At 65.9% G+C, this 18,529-nt stretch carries 19 protein-coding genes; 5 read left to right on the top strand and 14 right to left on the bottom strand.

The annotated features are described in order from the left end of the window. Window positions 1–11 precede the first annotated feature (11 nt). Window positions 12–1,562, bottom strand: coding sequence for an XrtA system polysaccharide chain length determinant (locus DIE29_RS11010; RefSeq protein WP_114649898.1), 1,551 nt, complete (start codon window positions 1,560–1,562; stop codon window positions 12–14). Between the two features lie 53 nt (window positions 1,563–1,615). Beyond that, window positions 1,616–2,245, bottom strand: coding sequence for an XrtA/PEP-CTERM system exopolysaccharide export protein (locus tag DIE29_RS11015; protein ID WP_205409727.1), 630 nt, complete (start codon window positions 2,243–2,245; stop codon window positions 1,616–1,618). Between the two features lie 134 nt (window positions 2,246–2,379). Between DIE29_RS11015 and DIE29_RS11020 the strand changes: the two genes are divergently transcribed. Then, window positions 2,380–3,177 carry an N-acyl amino acid synthase FeeM domain-containing protein gene (locus DIE29_RS11020; RefSeq protein ID WP_108080484.1) on the top strand — a complete coding sequence of 266 codons (798 nt, stop codon included), beginning with the start codon at window positions 2,380–2,382 and terminating at the stop codon, window positions 3,175–3,177. A gap of 17 nt (window positions 3,178–3,194) precedes the next feature. Here the strand turns inward: DIE29_RS11020 and DIE29_RS11025 are convergent, their stop codons facing one another. Next, entirely contained in the window at window positions 3,195–4,502 is a 1,308-nt protein-coding gene (locus DIE29_RS11025) for a DUF1302 family protein (RefSeq protein ID WP_237269445.1), read from the bottom strand. A gap of 14 nt (window positions 4,503–4,516) precedes the next feature. Continuing rightward, entirely contained in the window at window positions 4,517–5,263 is a 747-nt protein-coding gene (locus DIE29_RS11030) for an ABC transporter ATP-binding protein (protein WP_108080485.1), read from the bottom strand. A 60-nt stretch (window positions 5,264–5,323) separates the two neighbouring features. Here DIE29_RS11030 and DIE29_RS11035 point away from each other — a divergent pair, with 60 nt between their 5' ends. Continuing rightward, window positions 5,324–6,094, top strand: a complete 771-nt coding sequence (locus DIE29_RS11035; RefSeq protein ID WP_114649899.1) for an outer membrane lipoprotein-sorting protein — start codon at window positions 5,324–5,326, stop codon at window positions 6,092–6,094. Window positions 6,095–6,121: 27 nt separating this feature from the next. Here the strand turns inward: DIE29_RS11035 and DIE29_RS11040 are convergent, their stop codons facing one another. The 10 genes from DIE29_RS11040 to folE2 form a co-directional block, all read right to left on the bottom strand. Continuing rightward, window positions 6,122–7,129: an NAD-dependent epimerase gene (locus DIE29_RS11040; RefSeq protein WP_114649900.1), complete on the bottom strand. Its 1,008-nt coding sequence runs from the start codon at window positions 7,127–7,129 to the stop codon at window positions 6,122–6,124. Window positions 7,130–7,205: 76 nt separating this feature from the next. Continuing rightward, window positions 7,206–7,664, bottom strand: coding sequence for a nuclear transport factor 2 family protein (locus DIE29_RS11045; RefSeq protein ID WP_114649901.1), 459 nt, complete (start codon window positions 7,662–7,664; stop codon window positions 7,206–7,208). Further along, window positions 7,661–8,464, bottom strand: a complete 804-nt coding sequence (locus DIE29_RS11050; protein ID WP_102042395.1) for an SDR family NAD(P)-dependent oxidoreductase — start codon at window positions 8,462–8,464, stop codon at window positions 7,661–7,663. Before DIE29_RS11050 ends, DIE29_RS11045 begins: the two co-directional genes overlap by 4 nt. Then, entirely contained in the window at window positions 8,461–8,991 is a 531-nt protein-coding gene (locus DIE29_RS11055; protein ID WP_102042396.1) for a DUF3833 domain-containing protein, read from the bottom strand. The genes DIE29_RS11050 and DIE29_RS11055 overlap by 4 nt, the downstream gene beginning before the upstream one ends. Next, a complete protein-coding gene (locus DIE29_RS11060) occupies window positions 8,988–10,274 on the bottom strand; it encodes an MFS transporter (protein WP_114649902.1) in 1,287 nt (428 codons plus the stop codon). Before DIE29_RS11060 ends, DIE29_RS11055 begins: the two co-directional genes overlap by 4 nt. Then, a complete protein-coding gene (locus DIE29_RS11065; RefSeq protein ID WP_114649903.1) occupies window positions 10,271–10,801 on the bottom strand; it encodes a chalcone isomerase family protein in 531 nt (176 codons plus the stop codon). Before DIE29_RS11065 ends, DIE29_RS11060 begins: the two co-directional genes overlap by 4 nt. Further along, on the bottom strand, window positions 10,801–12,045 hold the full coding sequence (locus DIE29_RS11070; RefSeq protein WP_114649904.1) for an SAM-dependent methyltransferase: 1,245 nt from the start codon (window positions 12,043–12,045) through the stop codon (window positions 10,801–10,803). Before DIE29_RS11070 ends, DIE29_RS11065 begins: the two co-directional genes overlap by 1 nt. Next, the gene (locus tag DIE29_RS11075) at window positions 12,042–12,830 is read right to left on the bottom strand and encodes a DUF1365 domain-containing protein (RefSeq protein ID WP_205409728.1); all 789 of its coding nucleotides are present in this window, start codon (window positions 12,828–12,830) and stop codon (window positions 12,042–12,044) included. The genes DIE29_RS11070 and DIE29_RS11075 overlap by 4 nt, the downstream gene beginning before the upstream one ends. Continuing rightward, window positions 12,827–14,158, bottom strand: coding sequence for an NAD(P)/FAD-dependent oxidoreductase (locus DIE29_RS11080; protein WP_114649905.1), 1,332 nt, complete (start codon window positions 14,156–14,158; stop codon window positions 12,827–12,829). The genes DIE29_RS11075 and DIE29_RS11080 overlap by 4 nt, the downstream gene beginning before the upstream one ends. A gap of 18 nt (window positions 14,159–14,176) precedes the next feature. Continuing rightward, entirely contained in the window at window positions 14,177–14,977 is an 801-nt protein-coding gene (gene folE2 / locus DIE29_RS11085) for a GTP cyclohydrolase FolE2 (protein WP_114649906.1), read from the bottom strand. A 174-nt stretch (window positions 14,978–15,151) separates the two neighbouring features. On the opposite strand from folE2, the gene DIE29_RS11090 reads away from it, so the two are divergent. From DIE29_RS11090 to rfaE2, 3 genes are all read left to right on the top strand, one after another. Continuing rightward, on the top strand, window positions 15,152–16,084 hold the full coding sequence (locus tag DIE29_RS11090; RefSeq protein WP_237269446.1) for a MerR family transcriptional regulator: 933 nt from the start codon (window positions 15,152–15,154) through the stop codon (window positions 16,082–16,084). 93 nt (window positions 16,085–16,177) lie between these two features. Further along, entirely contained in the window at window positions 16,178–17,860 is a 1,683-nt protein-coding gene (locus tag DIE29_RS11095) for a Na/Pi cotransporter family protein (protein WP_335740051.1), read from the top strand. 55 nt (window positions 17,861–17,915) lie between these two features. Next, window positions 17,916–18,404 (top strand): D-glycero-beta-D-manno-heptose 1-phosphate adenylyltransferase, encoded by a 489-nt coding sequence (rfaE2, locus tag DIE29_RS11100; RefSeq protein ID WP_114649908.1) that lies wholly within the window; start codon window positions 17,916–17,918, stop codon window positions 18,402–18,404. The last annotated feature ends 125 nt before the right edge of the window (window positions 18,405–18,529 follow it).

Genomic DNA, 18,529 nt, shown 5'->3' on the forward strand with positions numbered 1-18,529 from the left:
GGCTTCTCCGGCTAACCCTGCAGCATCGTCAAGGCAACGGTCACCGCGGCCACCGCGCCGGCATAACCGGCCACGCCGCCAGCAAACATGTAACGCCCGCGACGCTCTTGGGTTTCGCGCTGATGATCGCGCAGCCGGCTGACCACGCCGAGCACCGGCAAGCCAGTGACTTCGCGCAGCGTGCGCCCATCGGCAAAAGACGGGCGAAGCTGGCTGATCAGAAAGGTCAGTGCCACCCCCACGCCTACCGCGGCAAGGCTGGCAAGCAACATCAGCAGCGCACGATTGGGCGCTGCCGGCTTGGTCGGCAAACTGGGCGGGTCGATCACCCGGAACTCGCCGATCCCCGACTGGGCATCCATCTGCACCGAAATGTTGGCCGACTCACGACGCTGCACCAGGGTTTCGTAATTGCGTTTGTGCACCTCATAGTCGCGGTTGAGCTGGGCCATTTCCGCTTCGATCTTGGGCAACATTCCGGCCGATGCGCGCAAGCTGGCCAAGCGACCTTCGTATTCGCTTACCCGCGCCTGCAACGAGGCCACCCGCGCTTCGGTCTCCGACAGCAGCATCCTGAGCTGCTGATAGACCGGATTGGTCTCCAGGGCGCCGAACTGGCCGATGCCGGCCTGCCGGCGCAATTCGATCTCTTTACGCTTTTGCGCCTCCAGATCTTCGATGACCCGGCGCGCACCGATGACATCCGGGTGTTCCTCGGTAAAACGCTGCAGCAGCGTGTCCAATGATTTACGCATCGCATCGATGCGTCCGTCGAGCTCCGGAATGGACACGCTGGCTCCGACCGCAGACTGCGGCGGCAACAGCACCGGGTCTTCGCCCTGCATTTGCCGGCGCAGGGCGTCGCGGGAATTGATTGCCTCACGCAGTTCCAAGCGTGCCTGGTCCAGTTGCGCGCGCACCGCGCCAACCTGGCTCAGATAGTCGCCCCCGGCCCCGGCACCAAGCAAGGCCATGTTGCGCAACCGAAAGTCCTTGAGGCGGTTTTCGGCGGCAGTGAGCTTTTCCTCGTAGTGGCGGATCTGCTCTTCGATGAAACGGCGTGCCGCATCGGTGTCCTGTCGCTTGCTGACCAGGCCGGATTCGACGAACAGCGACAACAGCGCCTGCACCACGCGCTGGGCGCGCTGCGGGTCGCCATCCTGGTAGGCCAGCGTAAACAGGTTGTCGCGCCCGGTGCTGCCAATGCGCAATGCACCCATCAAATCGTTGATCAAGCGTTCGCGCTCGGCCGGCGAATCGACCTGCAAATTGAGATCGGCCATGTTGATCAGCTTTTCGACGTTCGGCCGGGTGATCAGCGTGCGGCTGAGAATGGCGACCTGCTGATCCAGGTTGGGTTGTACCGCCAAGCCAGACATCAGCGGACGCAACACCGATTGGGTGTCGACGAAAACCCGCGCGGTGGATTCGTAGCGATCCGGCATGGTGTAGATCACGAACGCCGCCAACACGCCGCTCACCCAGGTCAGCGCCAATCCCCACCAGCGAAAGCGCCACATGCCGCGCAAAATGCCGACACCTTGTCTGAGAAGCTCTTCCATGGCTCAGCTCACCGGCAGTGGGGACGGCAACCGCGTTGTGCGCCGGTTCGTCATCAGAACCAACTCTGCGGGATGATCAGCACATCGCCGGGACGCATTTCCACGTTGGCCGACACATCGCCATCCTTGATCAGATCCTTGATGCGCACGCTGTACTGCTTGTTGCCCTCGGAAGTACGCAAGATGGAAGCACGGTTACCATCGGCAAATTCGGTCATGCCGCCGACGGCGATCATGACGTCCAGCAAGGTCATTTTCTGCACATAGGGCAGGATCTGCGGCTTGGCCGCTTCACCGACCACGCGGATCTGCTCACTGTAAGGACCGACGAAGCCGGTCACGATGACCGTGACCACCGGTTCGCGGATGTACTTGGCCAGAGCCTGCTCGATGTCGCGCGCCAGCGTGGTGGCATCTTTGCCGATGGCCGGCAAATCCTCGACCAACGGGGTGGTGATACGCCCGTCGGGGCGCACCGGCACGCTCATCGACAGCTCCGGGTTGCGCCACACCACGATATTGACGGTATCGCCCGGCCCGATCAGGTAGTTGTACTGGGAATCGGCCGCGCTCACCGGCGCCGGCGGATAGCTGGATGCACAGCCGGCCAGCAGCGCGCCTGCCACCACTGCCAGCCCAACACGGCGCAACAGCGCCACGACAGTCGATCGCATAACGTTCATGGTACGCTCCCTGTTGTGGCGGCGCGAAAGACCCTCGCCCCGCATCGTGTGGCCATGCTAGCGCCCGATCCGGTCCCGCCCAAGGAACAAATACACAACCGCTTACACCCCAGGGCCGGACCGCCGACTACAGTATGGAACATTCGCACCAAACGATCGCCAGGGAGGCGGCCTTGAACCCGGACCTCGCCCCGTTTCAGCCCGGACCCGATACACCGTCTGCCTTTGCCCCGTTTGTCCTCCCCGCCCCGACCAGGCTCCAGCACAGCGTTACTCAGCACTTCAGCCTCGACTGCGGCAGCTACCAGATCCGCCTGGCCGATCATTCGGACACGATGCGCACCCGCATCAGCCTGCTGATCGAAAAGCTCTACGCCTCCCGTGGCCTCAATGCCACGCATGCCGATCTGCCGGCCCACGACGGTCAGACCACATTGGTGGCCTGCCGCGGCGAGGATCATGTATTCGGCACCGTCACGCTCGGTCTCGACTCGCCCGACGGGCTGCTTGCCGACGCGCTCTACCGTCCGCAGATCGACGCGGTGCGCCGCGCCGGCGGCAGCGTGTGCGAAGTCACCCGTCTGGCCGTGGACCCGCAATTCAGCTCGAATGTGCTGATGGCCCAGTTCTTTCACCTGGTGTTCATCCTTGCACGGCTGGTGCATGGCATGACCGATCTGTTCGCCGAGGTGCATCCGCGCCACAGCAGCTATTACCAACGCATGCTGGGCTACCGTGTGGCCGGACCGCAGCGTATCTGCCCGCGGGTGGGCGCACCGGCGGTGCTGCTGCACATCCCGCTGGCCGAAGCCGAGCGGCTGATCCGCACAGGCGGCGGTCAGCGCAGCCTGTATCGCAGTTTTTTTTCCATCGACGAGCAGTGGCGGCTGTTCGAGCGCTTACGCTCCCCGGTGACCGGCTCTCCGTCCTGAGGCGCACGCCGCGCGGCTCAAAACCAGCGGCGAAGTTCCACATACACCCGGTCGCGGTCGTGGTAGCGGCCAAAAATGGCGTCCTGACGTCCGCCGAACAGATCCGCGCCAAGCACACCGCGCCACTCCGGGGTGATCTGGTAAGAGAGCTTGGGGCGCAGCATGTAGTCATGGCGATTGAGGCTGGACACATAGAGCAGTTCGGCCTCGAGCCGGTCGCCAAATTTGCGACTGACCAGGAAAGTCATGCCGGCTTCGGAACGGTCGCTGCCCATCTGGCGGTCATGGTCGTAAAACACCCGCGCGTAGTACTGCAGGTTGATACGCCACACATCGCGCAGCGGAATGTCCACCCCGATCACATAGTCCAGCGTGTCCGAAGCATGCAGGCCGTAACGCGCGGCCGGGTCCGCAGTCAGAAAGCGCCGGCCGTGGGTGTGGACCGCCTCGCCCTTGAGCACCATGCTGCCAAGATCCTTCGACAGGGTCAGGCCGGTCTGGCGGATGCGGTCGTGGCGTAGTTCCAGCGCGCCGTCGACCCGGTACAGCGTGGGCGATACGTCGCGGCTTTGGTAGTGGAAGGCAGACAGATCCCAGCCGGCGATCAGGCGCGACACACGCAGGCCCCAGTTGGTGTTCGACAACCTGGAGGCGGGTTTGCGGTCCTTCACCCGGGTGCCGGCCGGCAGCGCGAAAGGATAAAAGTCTGCGCCGGGCTCGCCGATGTCATCGAAGCTGGGAGCAGGAATCCACAACAGCTCGAAATGCGTGTCGCTGCCGAAGCGTTCGGCCCGCACCGCCCATTGCGGCGTGCGCAGGGCTTCGAACTCGGGCAGGAAAAATTCGCGCAGATCGCGCGCCGAGACCACGTCGGCGAAAAACAGCCCGACCATCTCGCCCCACACCACGTGCTGGCGGCCGAGGCGGAATTCCCAGTCACCGGCACCGAAATCGACGTAAGCCTCGCGGATCATGAAGTCGGTGCGCTGGTCGCGCCGCACCCGGCGGTGGTAGTAATCGTCCTCCAGCCAGTAGGCGCCATCGACGTCGGCCCGCGCGGAAAGCTTATAGCGGCTGCGCGCGCCCAGACGGCCGCTGAGGCCGAGCTCCAGCCGCGCGCGCAACTTGGACCAATGGGATTGGCCTGACCAGGTGTAAGCCGCGCCGAAATCCGCATACCCCCCGAGCTGCGCGCTGCCGGCCGCATCGGCCGACGCCGCGGGGTCGGCGTCCAGGTCGAACAGATCGTCGAACTCATCGGCCGCCGCAGCCGCGCTGCAAAGGCCCAAGGTGAGCAAAAAAGGCAGCAGGCGCTTGGCTTGCATAAAGAATCGCTCCGTCAGATTTCCGGGTCTTCGCCGGCCGGGCGACGGTCTTGCACGAACCGCCATTTGTCGCCCACGCGCAGCCCCAGGGCGGTGATCTGCCCATCTTCGATACGTACCAGGCGGTCGGCCATGTTCATCACCCGCCGGTCATGGGTGGAAAAAATGAAGGTGGTGCCGGATTTGCGGTTGATCTCTTTCATCAGCCGCAGGATGTCTTCGCCGGTTTTGCGGTCGAGGTTGGCGGTGGGTTCGTCGGCCAACACCACCTTGGAATGGGTGGCCAGCGCGCGCGCGATCGCCACCCGCTGACGCTGCCCACCCGAGAGCTGGTTGGGACGGTGGGCGGCATACTTCGACAAACCGACCATCGCCAAGTAGTAGCGCACCCGCTCGGCGCGCTCGGCGCGCGACAGCTCACGCAGTTGCAACAGTGGATATTCGACGTTCTCCTCGGCGGAGAGCACCGGCAACAGGTTGAACGACTGGAAGATGAAGCCTATGGTGCGCGCCCGCAGCTCGGCGAGCTGGTCCGGGGTCTGCCCGGAGACATCGCGCCCGTCGATCAGCACCCGGCCGGAAGTGGGCGTGTCGATGCACCCGATGATGTTGAGCAGGGTAGACTTGCCACTGCCCGACGGGCCGGCGATCGCCAGAAACACCCCAGGCTCCACCGCCAGATTGATATCGGTGAGCGCCTGCACCTCCTGCTCGCCCAGCAGGTAGCGCTTTCCGACGTGTTCCACCTGTACGATCGCCATATCGCCGGCCAAACTGGTGTTGAGACTCCCTACAGCATAGCAGCCAGGAGGACAGTACCCATGACGAAAAGCTCACACAACCGGCGCCGCTTGCTGACGCTGATCGCCCTGGGGTTCGCCGCGCCGCGGCTGGCCTGGTCGACCGAGGCCGACGAAGATGGGCTTGCCCGCGAGCTGGTGGCCCGCGCCGACGCCATCCGCTTTCCGCAGGAGAGCTTCCAGACCGACATTACGGTACGCAACTTCAACAACGGCGAGGCCGGCGATGTGCGTAAATACCGGGTGCTGTCGCGCGGCAATGAAAACACCATCGTACTCACCATGGAGCCGACCTCCGAGCGCGGCCAGGCGCTGCTGATGCGCGGCCGCGATTTGTGGATCTTCATGCCTTCGGTATCGCAACCGGTGCGCTTATCGCTCGCTCAGCGGCTCACCGGACAGGTGGCCAACGGCGATCTGGCGCGGGCCAATTTTGCCGGCGACTACACGCCGCGCCTGATCGGCAGCGAGACGGTCGACGGCTTTCCCTGCCACGCGCTCGATCTGGCAGCCATCGACCGCGGTGTGACCTACGCGCGGGTCAAGTACTGGGTACGCGAAGACAATACTTGGCCGCTCAAAGCCGAGTTCTACGCGCTCTCCGGCCGGCTACTGAAAACCTGCCGCTATCTGGATTTTCGCGAACTGGCCGGCCGCGAGCGCCCCACCCGGCTGAGCCTGGAAGACGCGCTCAAAGCGGACGAACGCTCGGAACTCAGCTATGAAACCATGACCTTGCGCGAACTGCCCGAGCGCATGTTCACCCGCGAGTACCTGCGCCGCTTGGGCTAAGCGGTGCCCACCGCCCGGCAGCTCGACTCAAACCCGGTAATACGCGCGGTACCACGCTACGAAGCGCCGCACCCCCTCGGCCACCGGCGTAGCCGGTGCGAAGCCGGTCCACGCGTTGAGCTCGGTTGTATCGGCGTAGGTGGCGGGCACGTCGCCGTCTTGCAGCGGCAAAAAGTTCTTTTCCGCCTTGCGGCCGAGCGCCTCCTCGATGGCCTCGATAAAGGCCATCAGTTCCACGGGTTGGTGATTGCCGATATTGAACACGCGGTAGGGCGCATTGCTGCGGCCCGGATCCGGGCGCTCGGCATCGAAGCCGGGGTCGGCTTCCGCCACCCGGTCCAGCGTGCGCAGCACGCCCTCGACGATGTCGTCGATGTAGGTAAAGTCGCGGCGCATGCGGCCGTGGTTGAACACCTCGATCGGACGGCCTTCCAGGATCGCGCGGGTAAATAAAAACAGCGCCATGTCCGGCCGCCCCCAGGGGCCATACACCGTGAAAAAGCGCAAGCCCGTGGTGGGCAGACCGTAGAGGTGGCTGTAAGTGTGCGCCATCAGCTCGTTGGCCTTCTTGGTCGCCGCGTACAGGCTCACCGGATGGTCCACGCTGTGGTGCTCCGAAAAGGGCATCAGGGTGTTGCCGCCATACACGCTGGAGCTGCTGGCATAGACCAGGTGGCCAACCTTGCCGTGGCGGCAGCCTTCCAAGATGTTCATGAAGCCGACCAGGTTGCTGTCCACATAGGCGTGCGGGTTTTGCAGCGAATAGCGCACACCGGCCTGAGCGGCTAGATGGATCACGCGGTCGAAGCCCTGCTCGGCAAACAGGCGCGCCATGCCGGCGCGATCGGCCACATCCAGCTTGACGAAGCGGAAATTGGCGTGGGGCGCAAGCCGCGCCAGACGGTCTTCTTTGAGCCGGGGATCGTAATAATCGTTGAGGTTGTCCAGGCCGACCACCTCGTCGCCGCGGGCGAGCAGGCGTTCGGAGGTGTGCATGCCGATGAAGCCGGCGGCGCCGGTGACCAGGATTTTCATGAGAGCGAACCGATACGGACGGACAAGGGGCGGATTATCGCATGTCACGCCCCGACGCCCGTGACAGGATGCCCATTCAGCGCTGGGTGGCCGACAACCGGCGGCGCAGCGCGCGCATCAACACTCCGAGCAGCGGCAGCTTGGCGTATAACTCCTCGGCGGTATCCCAATAGTCGCGGTGCGCCACTACCCTGCCCTGCCGGTCCAGGTGCAGATGACTGACCCCGCGCACCTCGATGCGCCGCTGCGGCGGACCGAAGGCGAAAATCCAACCCAGCATGCCCTGACGGCCGTCGCGCAGCCGGGTTGTGACGGTAAATTGGGGCGACTGAACCTGGACGAACATATGCCTGAAGATGGCTTCGATGGCGGCAAGCCCCACCACTTCATTGAAGGGGTCTTTGAAGTGCGCCTGCGGTGCATAGACCGTGGCAAGCTGGTCCAGTGAAGCGGGCGTCAGGGTCTGATAAAACGCCACCACACGGTCCAGGCCCGCCTCGAGCACCGAATCGAGCGGTTCATCCGTCGTGCTCATAGCCCGGTGGCCCGGCGCACCAGGCCAAAATAGAGCCGGTAGGGCAGCAGGCGCAGCGCCTTGAGCACCAGCGAGAAACGGCGCGGAAAGTGAATCTCGAAACGCCCCGCGGCAAAGCCGCGCAGCATGGCCTCGGCGGCTTGGCGTGGGGTTTGCAGCGCCGGCATGTGGAAGTCGTTTTGCGCGGTCAGCGGGGTGGCGACGAAACCGGGGCTGACCAGAAACACCGACACCCCGCGCGGTGCGAGGTCGAGGTAGAGCGACTCGGCCAGGTTGACGAGCGCCGCCTTCGACGGCCCGTAGACCGCCGCGCGCGGCAGCCCGCCGTAACCGGCCACGCTGCCGACGATGGCCAGGGCCGCGGGTTCGCCGCGGCTGGCCTGCGCCAGCAGCGTCGGCACCAGCGCGGCCACGCCGTCCATGACGCCAAGCAGATTCACCGACAAGGTCTCGCGTACCGCCTCGGGCGACAGTTCCCAGGCGCGCAGCGGCCGGTAGGTGCCGGCGTTGAGCACCGCCAGGTCGATACCGCCCCAGGCGGCCAGCAGGCGGTCGCGCACCCGCGGCAGATCGCCGCTGCGGGTCACATCCGCCGGCTCCACCCGGACGTCCGCGGCACCGGCGTGTAGACAATCGTCTGCCACCGCGTGCAGACCCTGCTCGCTGCGCGCACTCAGCGCCAGGCGCGCGCCACGGCCGGCAAGCTGGCGGGCGAACTCGGCGCCGATGCCCGAGGACGCGCCGACCAGCCACACCCGCCGGCCCTGCCAGTCGGCGATCGGCGTGTTCAGACTCATCATTGCGGCCGTTTGTAGAAGGACAGTGTGACCTCGCCCAGCCGCAAGCCCCACTTGCTCATCACCGAGCGGTTGAGCATCACACGCTCATCCATCAGAAACATCCAGTCGTCGAAATCGACCTGATACACCTTGCCATCTACCGGCAGGGCCAGCACATAACGCCAGCGCAGCGCATTGCCGGAAAGCTCACCCACCGCCTCGCCGACCACGTCGTCGGCACGTCCGCGGTAGCTGCCGTCAGGCTGGCGGACGAGCGTCCACACCCGGCGCTGGGTGCTGCCGTCCGCATAGGTGAAGTGTTCGTCCAGGGTGCCGGTGTCGCCCTCCCAGCGCGCCTGGATCAGCACATGAAAGCGTTTGACCACCCGGCCCTTGCGGTCCTGGAAGATGCCGTGAGCGTCCAGTGTGCCGTTGAAATACTCGCGCAGATCGAGCGTAGGCTTCTCCATTGCGTACTCTCCCACCTCCACCGTCGCGCAGCCGCTGAGCGCGGCCAGCAGCGCGAACATCGCCAGCAGTCGTCTCATTGCATTTCTCCCTCGGATTCCAGATCACCGCGCCAGGCGAGCAACAGGGCCAGCGCGCCGCCCTTGAGCAGCACCGGCAGCAGGGCATACACCGCCGCCAATGCATCCAGCGCGGCGGCCTCACGCGCGCCGGGTTGATAGCCCAGCCAGCCGAGCAACGGCAGCGCCAGCCCGGCGGCAAGCGCCAGGTTGGCCTTGGTGACCAGGTTCCACCAGCCGAACCACGCCCCCGCGGGCGAAGCGCCGCCCCCGCCATAGCGCGCCAACTGGTCGGCCAGCATCGCCGGCGGCAGGGCCAGGTCCGCACCGAGTGCAGCGCCGGACAACAGGCAGATCAGCGCAAAAGCGACAGTCTGCCCGCCCGCCAGGGTCCAGGCCCAGACGAACACCGCCATCGCCAGCGCCATGGCCACACCCCAGGCGCGCCGCTTGCCAACGCGCGCGGCCAGCGCCACCCAGGCTGGCAGGCTTGCCGCACCGGCGGCAAAGTAAAGCATTAGAAACAGCCCGGCATAGCTTGGCGCCTGCAGCACGTCGGCGACGAAGAACAACACGCATACCGAGGGAATCGCCGCGGCGATGCCATTGGCCGCGAACACCGTGAGCAGGCGACGGAACGGCCGGTGCGCAAGTGCGGCCACAAGCCCCGCAAAGAGGGCTTGGCGCACCGGCTGGCGGGGGGTGCGCGGCGCGCGCAACAGGGTCCAGCCGGCAAAAAGTGCAAGCAAAAGCGGAAACAGCCAAGCCAAGCGCGCTAGACCCGCCACTTCGTCGGCCGCCAGCATCGAAGGCAAGGCTGCGGCGAGCATCACCCCGGCCAACGCAAAGCCTTCGCGCACCGCGGTGACCCGGGTGCGCTCGTGCGTGCCGGCCTGTAGTTCCGCGCCCCAGGCGTGATAGGCGATGCTTGCCGCCGACCAGGCGAGCGTCACCGCCACCAGGGCGAGCGCCAGCCAGACCAGGCCGGCTCCGGCCGGCGGGGCGAGCAAGGCGATCAGCCCCAAGGCCAGCGCCGGCAAGGCGGCAAGCACCCACTGCGGCCGGCTCGCCCAGCGGTCGCTCGCCCAACCGAGCAGCGGATCGGTGAGCGCATCCACGACCCGCACCGCAAGCAACACGACACCCACCGCGGCCAACGGCAGGCCGAGGCCGTCGGCATAGAGCTTGGGCACATGCACATAAATCGGCAGCGCAGCAAAAGCCAGTGGCAGACCGAGGGCACCATAAGCCAGCAGGCCGTCGCGGGTAGGCGTATCCAGCGCCAGGGCGCAGCGGCCGCTCACCGCGCAACCTCACCGAGCAGGCGGGCGCGCAGCGCCGGCTTACGGGTGCGCTCGTCCAGCCAGATGGCAAAAAAGCGGTGGGCCAGTTCGGCGTCATGGATTTCGGCGGTCAGTCGCCCCTGGTGCCAGAACACCGCGCCGCGCCCCGGCAGGTGCAGGCCGACAATGCGCTCGTCCGCTTGCACCGAGGGCAAGGCACGCGCCAGTTCTTGGCGCCAGCGCGCCAGGCGCGTTTCGTCTGCCGCGCCAAAGCGGCGCATCTCGTCGATGCTGGTGTCGACCAGGCGGGCGGCATCGATCGCCCGCCGGTACCGCAAGGACAGCGCATGCGCTTGCTGCGGAACATAGCGCTCGCCGCTCACCCACAGCTCAGCGTCATACACGTGAATGCCGAACAGACGCAACGGTGCACTGGCATGCAAACGCAAGGTCGGCGCATAGTCGAGCGCCTGCGCCGGCAAATGCGCAGCCGCACTCACCGCCCAAGTGAGCACAGCGAACAGTGCCAGGCTACGCATCCGGCCCATTACGTCATCCTTTGCGCATGGCGCAGCTCGAGCTGATGCACATCGATGTCGCCGCACAAAAAGCCCGCTTCGCAGTACGACAAGTAAAAGCGCCACATGCGCACGAAACGCTCGGAAAAGCCTTGCGCACGCACTTCGCCCAGACGTGCAAGGAAAGCCTCATGCCAATGCCGCAGGGTGCGCGCGTAATCGCCGCCAAAAGCAAAGTCGTCTACCACTGCCAACCCTGCCTGCTCGACCTGGCGCTGGATGGCCTGCGGCGAAGGCAGCATGCCGCCGGGGAAGATGTACTGCTGAATGAAGTCGGTGCCGCGCCGGTAGCGCGCGAACAGCTCGTCGGCGATGGTGATGGCCTGGATCACGCAGCCCCCGCCGGGGCGCAGCAGACTGCCCAGGCGCGCGAAGTACACCGGCCAGAAGCGCTCGCCCACCGCCTCGATCATCTCGATGGAGACGATGTGGTCGTACTGGCCGCGCACGTCGCGGTAGTCGCACAGGGCAAAACTGGCCATGTCCTGCCAGCCGCCGCGCTCGGCGCGCGCACACGCCCATTCGAGCTGCGCCGGCGACAAGGTCAGACCGAGCACCTTGCAACCGAACTCGGTGGCCGCCACCTCGGCAAAGCCGCCCCAGCCGCAACCGACTTCCAGAATGGTCTGCCCGGCTCGCGCCCCCAGCCGTTGCAGCACCCGGCGGTACTTGCGACGCTGAGCGTCCTCCAGCGCCTCGACCGGCGACGCAAACAGCGCGGCCGAATAGCTCATGGTCGAATCCAGCCACAGGGCGTAAAAATCGTTGCCCAGGTCGTAATGCGCCTCGATGTTGCGCCGTGCGCCGCGGCGGGTGTTGGCGCGCAGCAGATGACCGAGCCGGTGGGCCAGCAGGCGCCAGCGCCGGCCGTACACTGCTTGGCCGAGCTGGGCGCGGTTGGCGGCCAGCAAACCGAGCAGGCCGGTAAGCTGGTCGGTGTCCCAGGCACCAGCCATGTAGGTTTCGCCCAGGCCGATGTCGCCGCGTGCCAGCACGGCGTCGAACACCGTGTGCTCGCGCACCCGCCAGTGGGCCTTCAAAGGACCATGGCCCAAGCGCAGCGTCGCGCCGTCGGGCAGTTCCAGCGCCAGCGCCCCGCCTTCCAGGCGCTGCAATAGTGCCAGCGCCAAACGGGTAGCAGCGGGCTGATGCCCCAGCCAGCGTGTATCGCGCTGCACCAACCCACGGGTGACGGTCGTGTCGGTAGCTTTCATCGCGTCGTCTCCTCCAACGGCGGCATGGGTTTGTGAAAGAACGTGGCGCCTTTGCGCCACAGGCGCAGCGCTTGCCAATGAATGCGGGCGGTCACACCCAAAGTCATCAACGGAAAGCGGCTTAGCCAGCGCCACATGGCCGCGCCGCTCAATGGCCGCGCCTGCCCGCCGATGCGGGTGGCCAGCCGGCATACGCCGTCTTCCCAGTAGTCGATACGCACCGTATGCAATGGCCCGGCGGAAGCAAAGCGGAAGCGGTATTGCCCGCGCACCGGGAAAAAGGGCGAAACATGAAACACCTTGGGCACCCGCAATTCGTCGCCAAAGCCGATCGGACGCAGGTCGGGGTGATGCACCAAGTAGTTGTGGCGTTCGCCGAAGGTGTTGTTGACCTCGGCCAGCACCGCCCGCAGGTAACCTTCGCGGTCGTGGCAGAACCAGAAACTGACCGGATTGAACACGTAACCGAATAGCCGCGGCATGGTCTGCAATACCACTTCGCCGTCGCAGACCTCGGCCAGTCCGTGCGCTTCGAGTTTGTCGCGTATCCACGGCAACAGCGGGCTGCCATCGCGCGCCCCATGGTCGGCGGCACGCAAGCTGAAAATGCCGGGTCTATCCACCGCCAGTAGCGGCACTTTGAGCCCATCCCAGGCCGATAGCGGCACGCGCAGGAAGGCTAGGCGATAGCAGAAGCGATTGTGCGCTTGGCCTGCGCGCTCATGCATCACCGCGCCAAAGCACACCGCCGGCGCGAGCGAGGGGCGGTAACGGATCAGGTTCATGCGGTCAGCTCCTTACGCGCCGGCGTTTGCCAGGGAATCTCAACGCCCAGCGCACGCGCCACCGCCAACGCCGACCGCAGCCCGTCTTCATGAAAACCATAGCCGGTCCATGCGCCGGCAAACCAGGTGCGCCGCACCCCCTGGATTTGATGCAGCCGGGACTGGGCGGCAATGGCCGCGCGGTCGAACACCGGATGGGCGTAATCGATGACGCGCAGCACTTTGTCTGCGGCCGGTTCGCGGAAAGGGTTGAGGGAAACCACCACCGGGGTGTCTACACCCAAAGGTTGCAGGCGGTTGAGCAGATAGCTCACCGACACCGGCCGTTCGCTGGCCGCGCCGCGCCCGGCCAGGTAGTTCCAGGCCGACCACACTTTGCGCCGGTGCGGCAGCAGCGCCGGGTCGGTATGCAGCACCGCGCGGTTGGGCTGATAGCGCACCGCGCCTAAGATTGCGCGTTCATCGGCACTTGCGTCCGCACCCAGAATACGCAAGGTTTGGTCGCTGTGACAGGCAAACACCACCTGGTCGTAGTATTCGCCGCCGCCGCGGGTGTACAAACGAACCCCGTCGGCACCGCGTTCGACGCTCAACACCGGCGTGGCGGTGCGCACATCGTCGAGTCGCGCGGCGATACGTCGCACGTATTCGCGCGCCCCACCGCGCACCGTCAGCCATCTTGGGCGGTTGAAAATCTGTAACAGCCCGTGGTTGTGGCAAAAGCGCGCAAAAGTGGAGAAGGGGTAATCCAGCATGGTGCGCGTCGGGCAGGACCAGATCGCCGCCGCCATCGGCAACAGATACCAATGACGGAAAGCGTCGCCGTAACGCTCACGGTCGAGGTAGTCGCCCAGCGCCAGATCGGGGCTTGGCGCGCCGCCGGCGGCCATTCGGGTGGCCGCGGCGTTAAAGCGCAAAATGTCGCGCAACATGCCCAGAAAGGCCGGCCGCAGCAGATTTTCCGGCTGGGCGAACAGCGTGGCCAGGTTGGAACCCGCCCATTCCAGCGCCGGTTCGGATAGGCTCACCGAAAATGACATCTCACTTTCCACCGCCTCGACGCCAAGCATGCCAAACAGCGCGACGAGCTCCGGGTAAGTGCGGCGGTTGAACACCAGAAAGCCGGTGTCGACCGCCAGACGCCGCCCTGCGATGTCGACATCCACCGTGTGGCTGTGTCCGCCCAGACGCTCACTGGCTTCATACAGGGTCACCCGCGCATGTCGGTTCAGCAGCAGGGCGCAGGCCAGTCCGGCAATGCCCGAGCCAACCACCGCAATCCGCTGGCTGCCGCCGGTGAGCACCCGGTCCAGTTCCCCCATCTTCATGGCCGCCCCCTAACAGGCTCAACCGTTGGCGCCGCTGATCGTGGCCCAGGCGGAATGGTTGTGGATGGACTCGAAGTTCTCCGAAGCCACCTGCCACGCGGCAATCCGCGGCTCGGCGCGCAGCCGCAGGGCGATGTCACGGACCAGGTCTTCGACGAACTTCGGGTTGTCGTAGGCGCGCTCGGTCACCCATTTTTCGTCCGGACGCTTGAGCAGGCCGAAAAGCTCACAAGAGGCTTCCTCCTCGGCGATGCGCACCAGCTCTTCGAAGCTCATGTCTTCACGCAGCACCACTTCCAGGGTGATCTGCGAACGCTGGTTGTGCGCTCCGTAGGCTGAAATCTCCTTCGAGCACGGGCACAGGCTGGTCACCGGCACCACCACCCGCATGGTGGTCTGCGGCAGATCCCCGGGGGGCTGCTCCACCCGCAGCGCAGCGTCGACATCGAGCAAACTTTCCACGCCTGACACCGGCGCGCGCTTGCGAATGAACCAGGGAAAGGCGGCCTCCAGCCGACCGGATGTCGCGCCTAAGCGCGCCAGCATGTCGGCAAACAGGGTCCGCAAACCGGACAGATCCAGCGCATCGCGCTTGGCTTCGACCAACTCCACAAAGCGCGACATGTGCGTGCCTTTTTGTTCGGCCGGCAGGCCCACGCTCAGCGCCAAGGTGGCCACGGTCGCCACCACGGTGCCATCGGCTCCACGCCAGGTCAGCGGATAGCGCAAGCCGCGGATGCCCACCTGCTCGATGGCCAGCGCGCGATGGTCGCGGATGGACTGAATATCCGGAAGGAAAATGGATTCGGGCGCGTTCATGACACCTCCAAGGTTTGTCTTGGACAAATTGGGCAAAGCCGTACACTTGGCGCACACCGCCCCAGTGCAGGCTTCGACACACCAGATTAACCCCGTTTTTGTCGTGGACAAAAGCGGGCCACAGACCTAAGATAGGCTCAGCACACTTTGATGTCAATGATTTGTCCAGGACAAATGTCAAATACCTTGTCTGACCACCATGCTGACGCGGAAGCCATGGGCATTGCCGCCGTCGAACGCGACACCGGCATCGCCAAGGACACCTTGCGAATCTGGGAGCGCCGCTACGGGTTTCCGGCCCCCTTACGCGATCCGCGCGGCGAGCGCCTCTACCCCCCGGACCAGGTGGACAAGCTACGCCTGATGCGCCGGCTGATGGACCAAGGCAAGCGGCCGTCGGCCCTGGTGCGGCTGAGCACCGAGGAACTGGCGGCTCTACTCGACCGCACTGAACCGGGCGCAATCGAGACTTCGCGCAGCACGCGCAAAGCAGCCCTGCTGCAACTGCTGCGCCTGCATCGCAGTAACGAACTGCGCGCCGCACTGCACCAACTGCTGCTCAAGCAGGGCTTGCAACGCTTTGTCGCCGACACGCTGGCGCCATTGAACGAGTGTGTAGGCCACGCCTGGATGCGCGGCGACATCGACGTGCCGGAGGAACATCTGTACACCGAACAGGTGCAAAACGTGCTGCGCAGCGCGATCGGTTCGCAAACGGCGGCGGGCGGGCGGCCGCGCATCCTGCTCACCACCTTTCCGGATGAACAGCACGCCCTGGGCCTGCTGATGGCCGAAGCCATGCTGGTGCCCGAGGGAGCCGCCTGCGTCTCGCTGGGCACGCAGACACCGATGAGCGATATCCGCAGCGCCGCCACCGCCGGCGGCTTCGATATCGTGGCGCTGTCGTTCAGTGCGGCCTTCCCTTCACGTCAGGCAATCGAGGGCCTGAACACGCTGCGCGCCATGCTGCCGCCAGAGATCGCCATGTGGGCGGGCGGCGCCGCGGTACGGGGCAAGGGTCGGCGGCTGGAAGGGGTGCGGGTCATCGAAGATCTGAACGATGCGCTCACTGCCCTGCACGAGTGGCGCACCGAGCATCGCAGTTGACCAACACCGGGCGCTTTTCGCCGCCCCGATGGCGTATTACGCTTGCGCTACACAGGCCGGTGTCGCGGCCTGGAGCTTACCTAGGAGCCGACTGTGGACAACGCCGCCCCTTCCCTGTACGCCATGTTCGCCGGCGCTTTCGGAGGGGTGGGGCTGTTTCTGCTCGGCATGCACTTACTGACCGACGGTCTCAAGCTGGCCGCAGGCCGCGCGCTGGAGGACTTGCTGCAACGCTCCACCTCGACCCGGCTCAAGGGCTTGGCCGCCGGCATCCTGATTACCTCACTGGTGCAATCGTCCTCGGCGGTCACGGTGGCCAGCATCGGCTTTGTGAACACCGGCTTGCTGTCGCTTGGCAACGCCCTGTGGGTGATCTTCGGTTCCAACGTCGGCACCACGATGAATGCCTGGCTGGTGGCCTGGCTGGGCTTTAGCTTCAAGATCGACGCCTTCGCCCTGCCCTTCGTCGGCATCGGCGCCGCCACCATGCTGATCGCCCGCGGCCAGCGCCCACGCGCGCTGGGGCAGGCGCTGGCCGGCTTCGGCGTGCTGTTTCTTGGCATCGACGTGCTCAAGGACACCTTTTCGTCCCTTGGAGCGGACATCGACATCGGTCGATACGTCGGCCAGAGCCTGTCGGGCTATCTGATGCTGGTCGGCATCGGCACCTTGATGACGGTGCTGATGCAGGCTTCCGGGGCGGTCATCGCCATCGTCATCACCGCCGCCTCGGGCGGCTTGATGAGTATCGAAGCGGCCTGCGCGATGGTCATCGGCACCAATATCGGCACCACCTTCACCGCCATCCTGTCGGCGGTAGGCGCCACCTCCAACGCCCGTCGACTGGCCGCCTCGCACGTGTTCTTCAACCTGATCACCGGTGCAGTGGCACTGGCCCTGCTGCCGCTGTTGATCGGCTTGCTCGGCCTGCTGCGCGACTGGCTCGACCAGCCGGCCACCCCCGCGGTCACCATCGCCATGTTCCACACCGTGTTCAACCTGCTCGGGGTGTTGCTCATGGTGCCCACCAGCGGCTGGCTGCTGCGCACCTTGTCGCGCCACTTCACCAGCCGTGAAGAAGAGCGCGCCCGCCCGCGCTACCTGGACGCCAATGCGGCCAGCGTGCCGGACCTGGCGCTGCGTGCGCTGCGCCTGGAACTGGGCCGCACCCAGGCGCTGGCGGCCAGTTGTCTGCGCGCTGCGGCTGCCCGGCCGGCTGCCGAAGACAGCATCCGCGCGCAGCGCGAGGTGCTCACCGCGCTGTCGCACAGCATGGCCGAATATGCCAGCCGGCTCAATGCAGCCATCCTGCCGCCCACGCTGGTCGATGCGCTGGCCCGCAGCCTGCGCGTGCTGCAATACCAGGAAAACGCGGTCGACGGCAGCTTGCAGGCCGCCGCGCTGGCTCCGCGCCTGGCCCCGCTGGCAACCCACCTGATGGATGCCCAAACCGTTTTCCTGCAGGCACTCGATGCCCTGGCCGGCGCCGCCGAGCAAGCGGACACGGCTCACCCCGCAGCGCAGATCGAGGCCGCCCTGCAGGCGGCCGAAAACGCCTACGCCCGCCTCAAAGAAGCGCTGCTGGTGGCCGGTGCGCACGCACAATTGAGCATTGCCGACATGCAAGCGTTGCTGCGTCACGCCAGCTTGCTGCGCCGTGCGGCCGAGCAGACCGCCAAGGCCGCCCGCCACCTGTTGGCGCTGGAGGCCGGCATAGCGCCCCCGGCGGAAGACAAGTCCGAAGCCGACCCCCTCGACAGCGCCGAAGCGGCCTGAGGCGCTGCTAGAATCCCCGCCAGCCGACGCCACCCGCTGCATCCCGCTCCCGCCCATGGACTACCCCCGCCCCGCTTTCGAAAACAAGATCTGTCCGCCCGAAGCGCTTGCCAACCGCGTAGCCGCACTGCCCCGCCCGCTGGTGTTTACCAACGGCTGCTTCGATATCCTGCACCGCGGCCATGTGACCTACCTGGCGCAGGCGCGCGCGCTGGGCGCAGCCATGGCGGTGGCGCTCAACACCGATGCCTCGGTACGCCGCCTGGGCAAGGGCGCGGACCGTCCGGTCAATCCGCTCGAAGACCGCTTGGCGGTGATCGCAGCGTTGGCCTGCGTGGACCTGGTCACCTGGTTCGATGACGACACCCCCTTGGCCCGCATCGTGACCTGCCGCCCGGAGGTGCTGGTCAAAGGCGGCGACTGGACGCCCGAGCGCATCGTCGGGGCCGCCGAAGTGCGCGGCTGGGGCGGCAGCGTGCACGCCATCCCCTTTGTCCATCCACGCTCAACCACCGCGCTGATCCAGCGTATCCGCGCTGGCTAAAGGCGGACCGTCTGGCGCGCGGCGCGGAATCCGCACCCGCATCCGCGTCCCTTCCCGAGAAGCTTCTACTTTCGAAACCACTCATTGGCCGGGGGATTACCGTAACGTGAGGCTCAATTTTTGAG

It is taken from the genome of Pseudothauera hydrothermalis, assembly GCF_003345255.1.
In the GTDB taxonomy this organism is placed as follows: Bacteria; Pseudomonadota; Gammaproteobacteria; order Burkholderiales; family Rhodocyclaceae; genus Pseudothauera; species Pseudothauera hydrothermalis.

Bases quoted from the DNA above. Each gene is read 5' to 3' on its own strand.
- rfaE2 (WP_114649908.1), top strand. From the start codon at position 17,916: ATGGACTACCCCCGCCCCGCTTTCGAAAACAAGATCTGTCCGCCCGAA.
- DIE29_RS11025 (WP_237269445.1), bottom strand. From the start codon at position 4,502: ATGCAAGCCAAGCGCCTGCTGCCTTTTTTGCTCACCTTGGGCCTTTGC.
- DIE29_RS11020 (WP_108080484.1), top strand. From the start codon at position 2,380: ATGGAACATTCGCACCAAACGATCGCCAGGGAGGCGGCCTTGAACCCG.
- DIE29_RS11050 (WP_102042395.1), bottom strand. From the start codon at position 8,464: ATGATGAGTCTGAACACGCCGATCGCCGACTGGCAGGGCCGGCGGGTG.
- DIE29_RS11045 (WP_114649901.1), bottom strand. From the start codon at position 7,664: ATGAGCACGACGGATGAACCGCTCGATTCGGTGCTCGAGGCGGGCCTG.
- DIE29_RS11015 (WP_205409727.1), bottom strand. From the start codon at position 2,245: ATGAACGTTATGCGATCGACTGTCGTGGCGCTGTTGCGCCGTGTTGGG.
- DIE29_RS11010 (WP_114649898.1), bottom strand. From the start codon at position 1,562: ATGGAAGAGCTTCTCAGACAAGGTGTCGGCATTTTGCGCGGCATGTGG.
- DIE29_RS11030 (WP_108080485.1), bottom strand. From the start codon at position 5,263: ATGGCGATCGTACAGGTGGAACACGTCGGAAAGCGCTACCTGCTGGGC.
- DIE29_RS11055 (WP_102042396.1), bottom strand. From the start codon at position 8,991: ATGAGACGACTGCTGGCGATGTTCGCGCTGCTGGCCGCGCTCAGCGGC.
- DIE29_RS11075 (WP_205409728.1), bottom strand. From the start codon at position 12,830: ATGAACCTGATCCGTTACCGCCCCTCGCTCGCGCCGGCGGTGTGCTTT.
- DIE29_RS11090 (WP_237269446.1), top strand. From the start codon at position 15,152: ATGTCAAATACCTTGTCTGACCACCATGCTGACGCGGAAGCCATGGGC.
- DIE29_RS11040 (WP_114649900.1), bottom strand. From the start codon at position 7,129: ATGAAAATCCTGGTCACCGGCGCCGCCGGCTTCATCGGCATGCACACC.
- folE2 (WP_114649906.1), bottom strand. From the start codon at position 14,977: ATGAACGCGCCCGAATCCATTTTCCTTCCGGATATTCAGTCCATCCGC.
- DIE29_RS11035 (WP_114649899.1), top strand. From the start codon at position 5,324: ATGACGAAAAGCTCACACAACCGGCGCCGCTTGCTGACGCTGATCGCC.
- DIE29_RS11070 (WP_114649904.1), bottom strand. From the start codon at position 12,045: ATGAAAGCTACCGACACGACCGTCACCCGTGGGTTGGTGCAGCGCGAT.
- DIE29_RS11065 (WP_114649903.1), bottom strand. From the start codon at position 10,801: ATGGGCCGGATGCGTAGCCTGGCACTGTTCGCTGTGCTCACTTGGGCG.
- DIE29_RS11080 (WP_114649905.1), bottom strand. From the start codon at position 14,158: ATGAAGATGGGGGAACTGGACCGGGTGCTCACCGGCGGCAGCCAGCGG.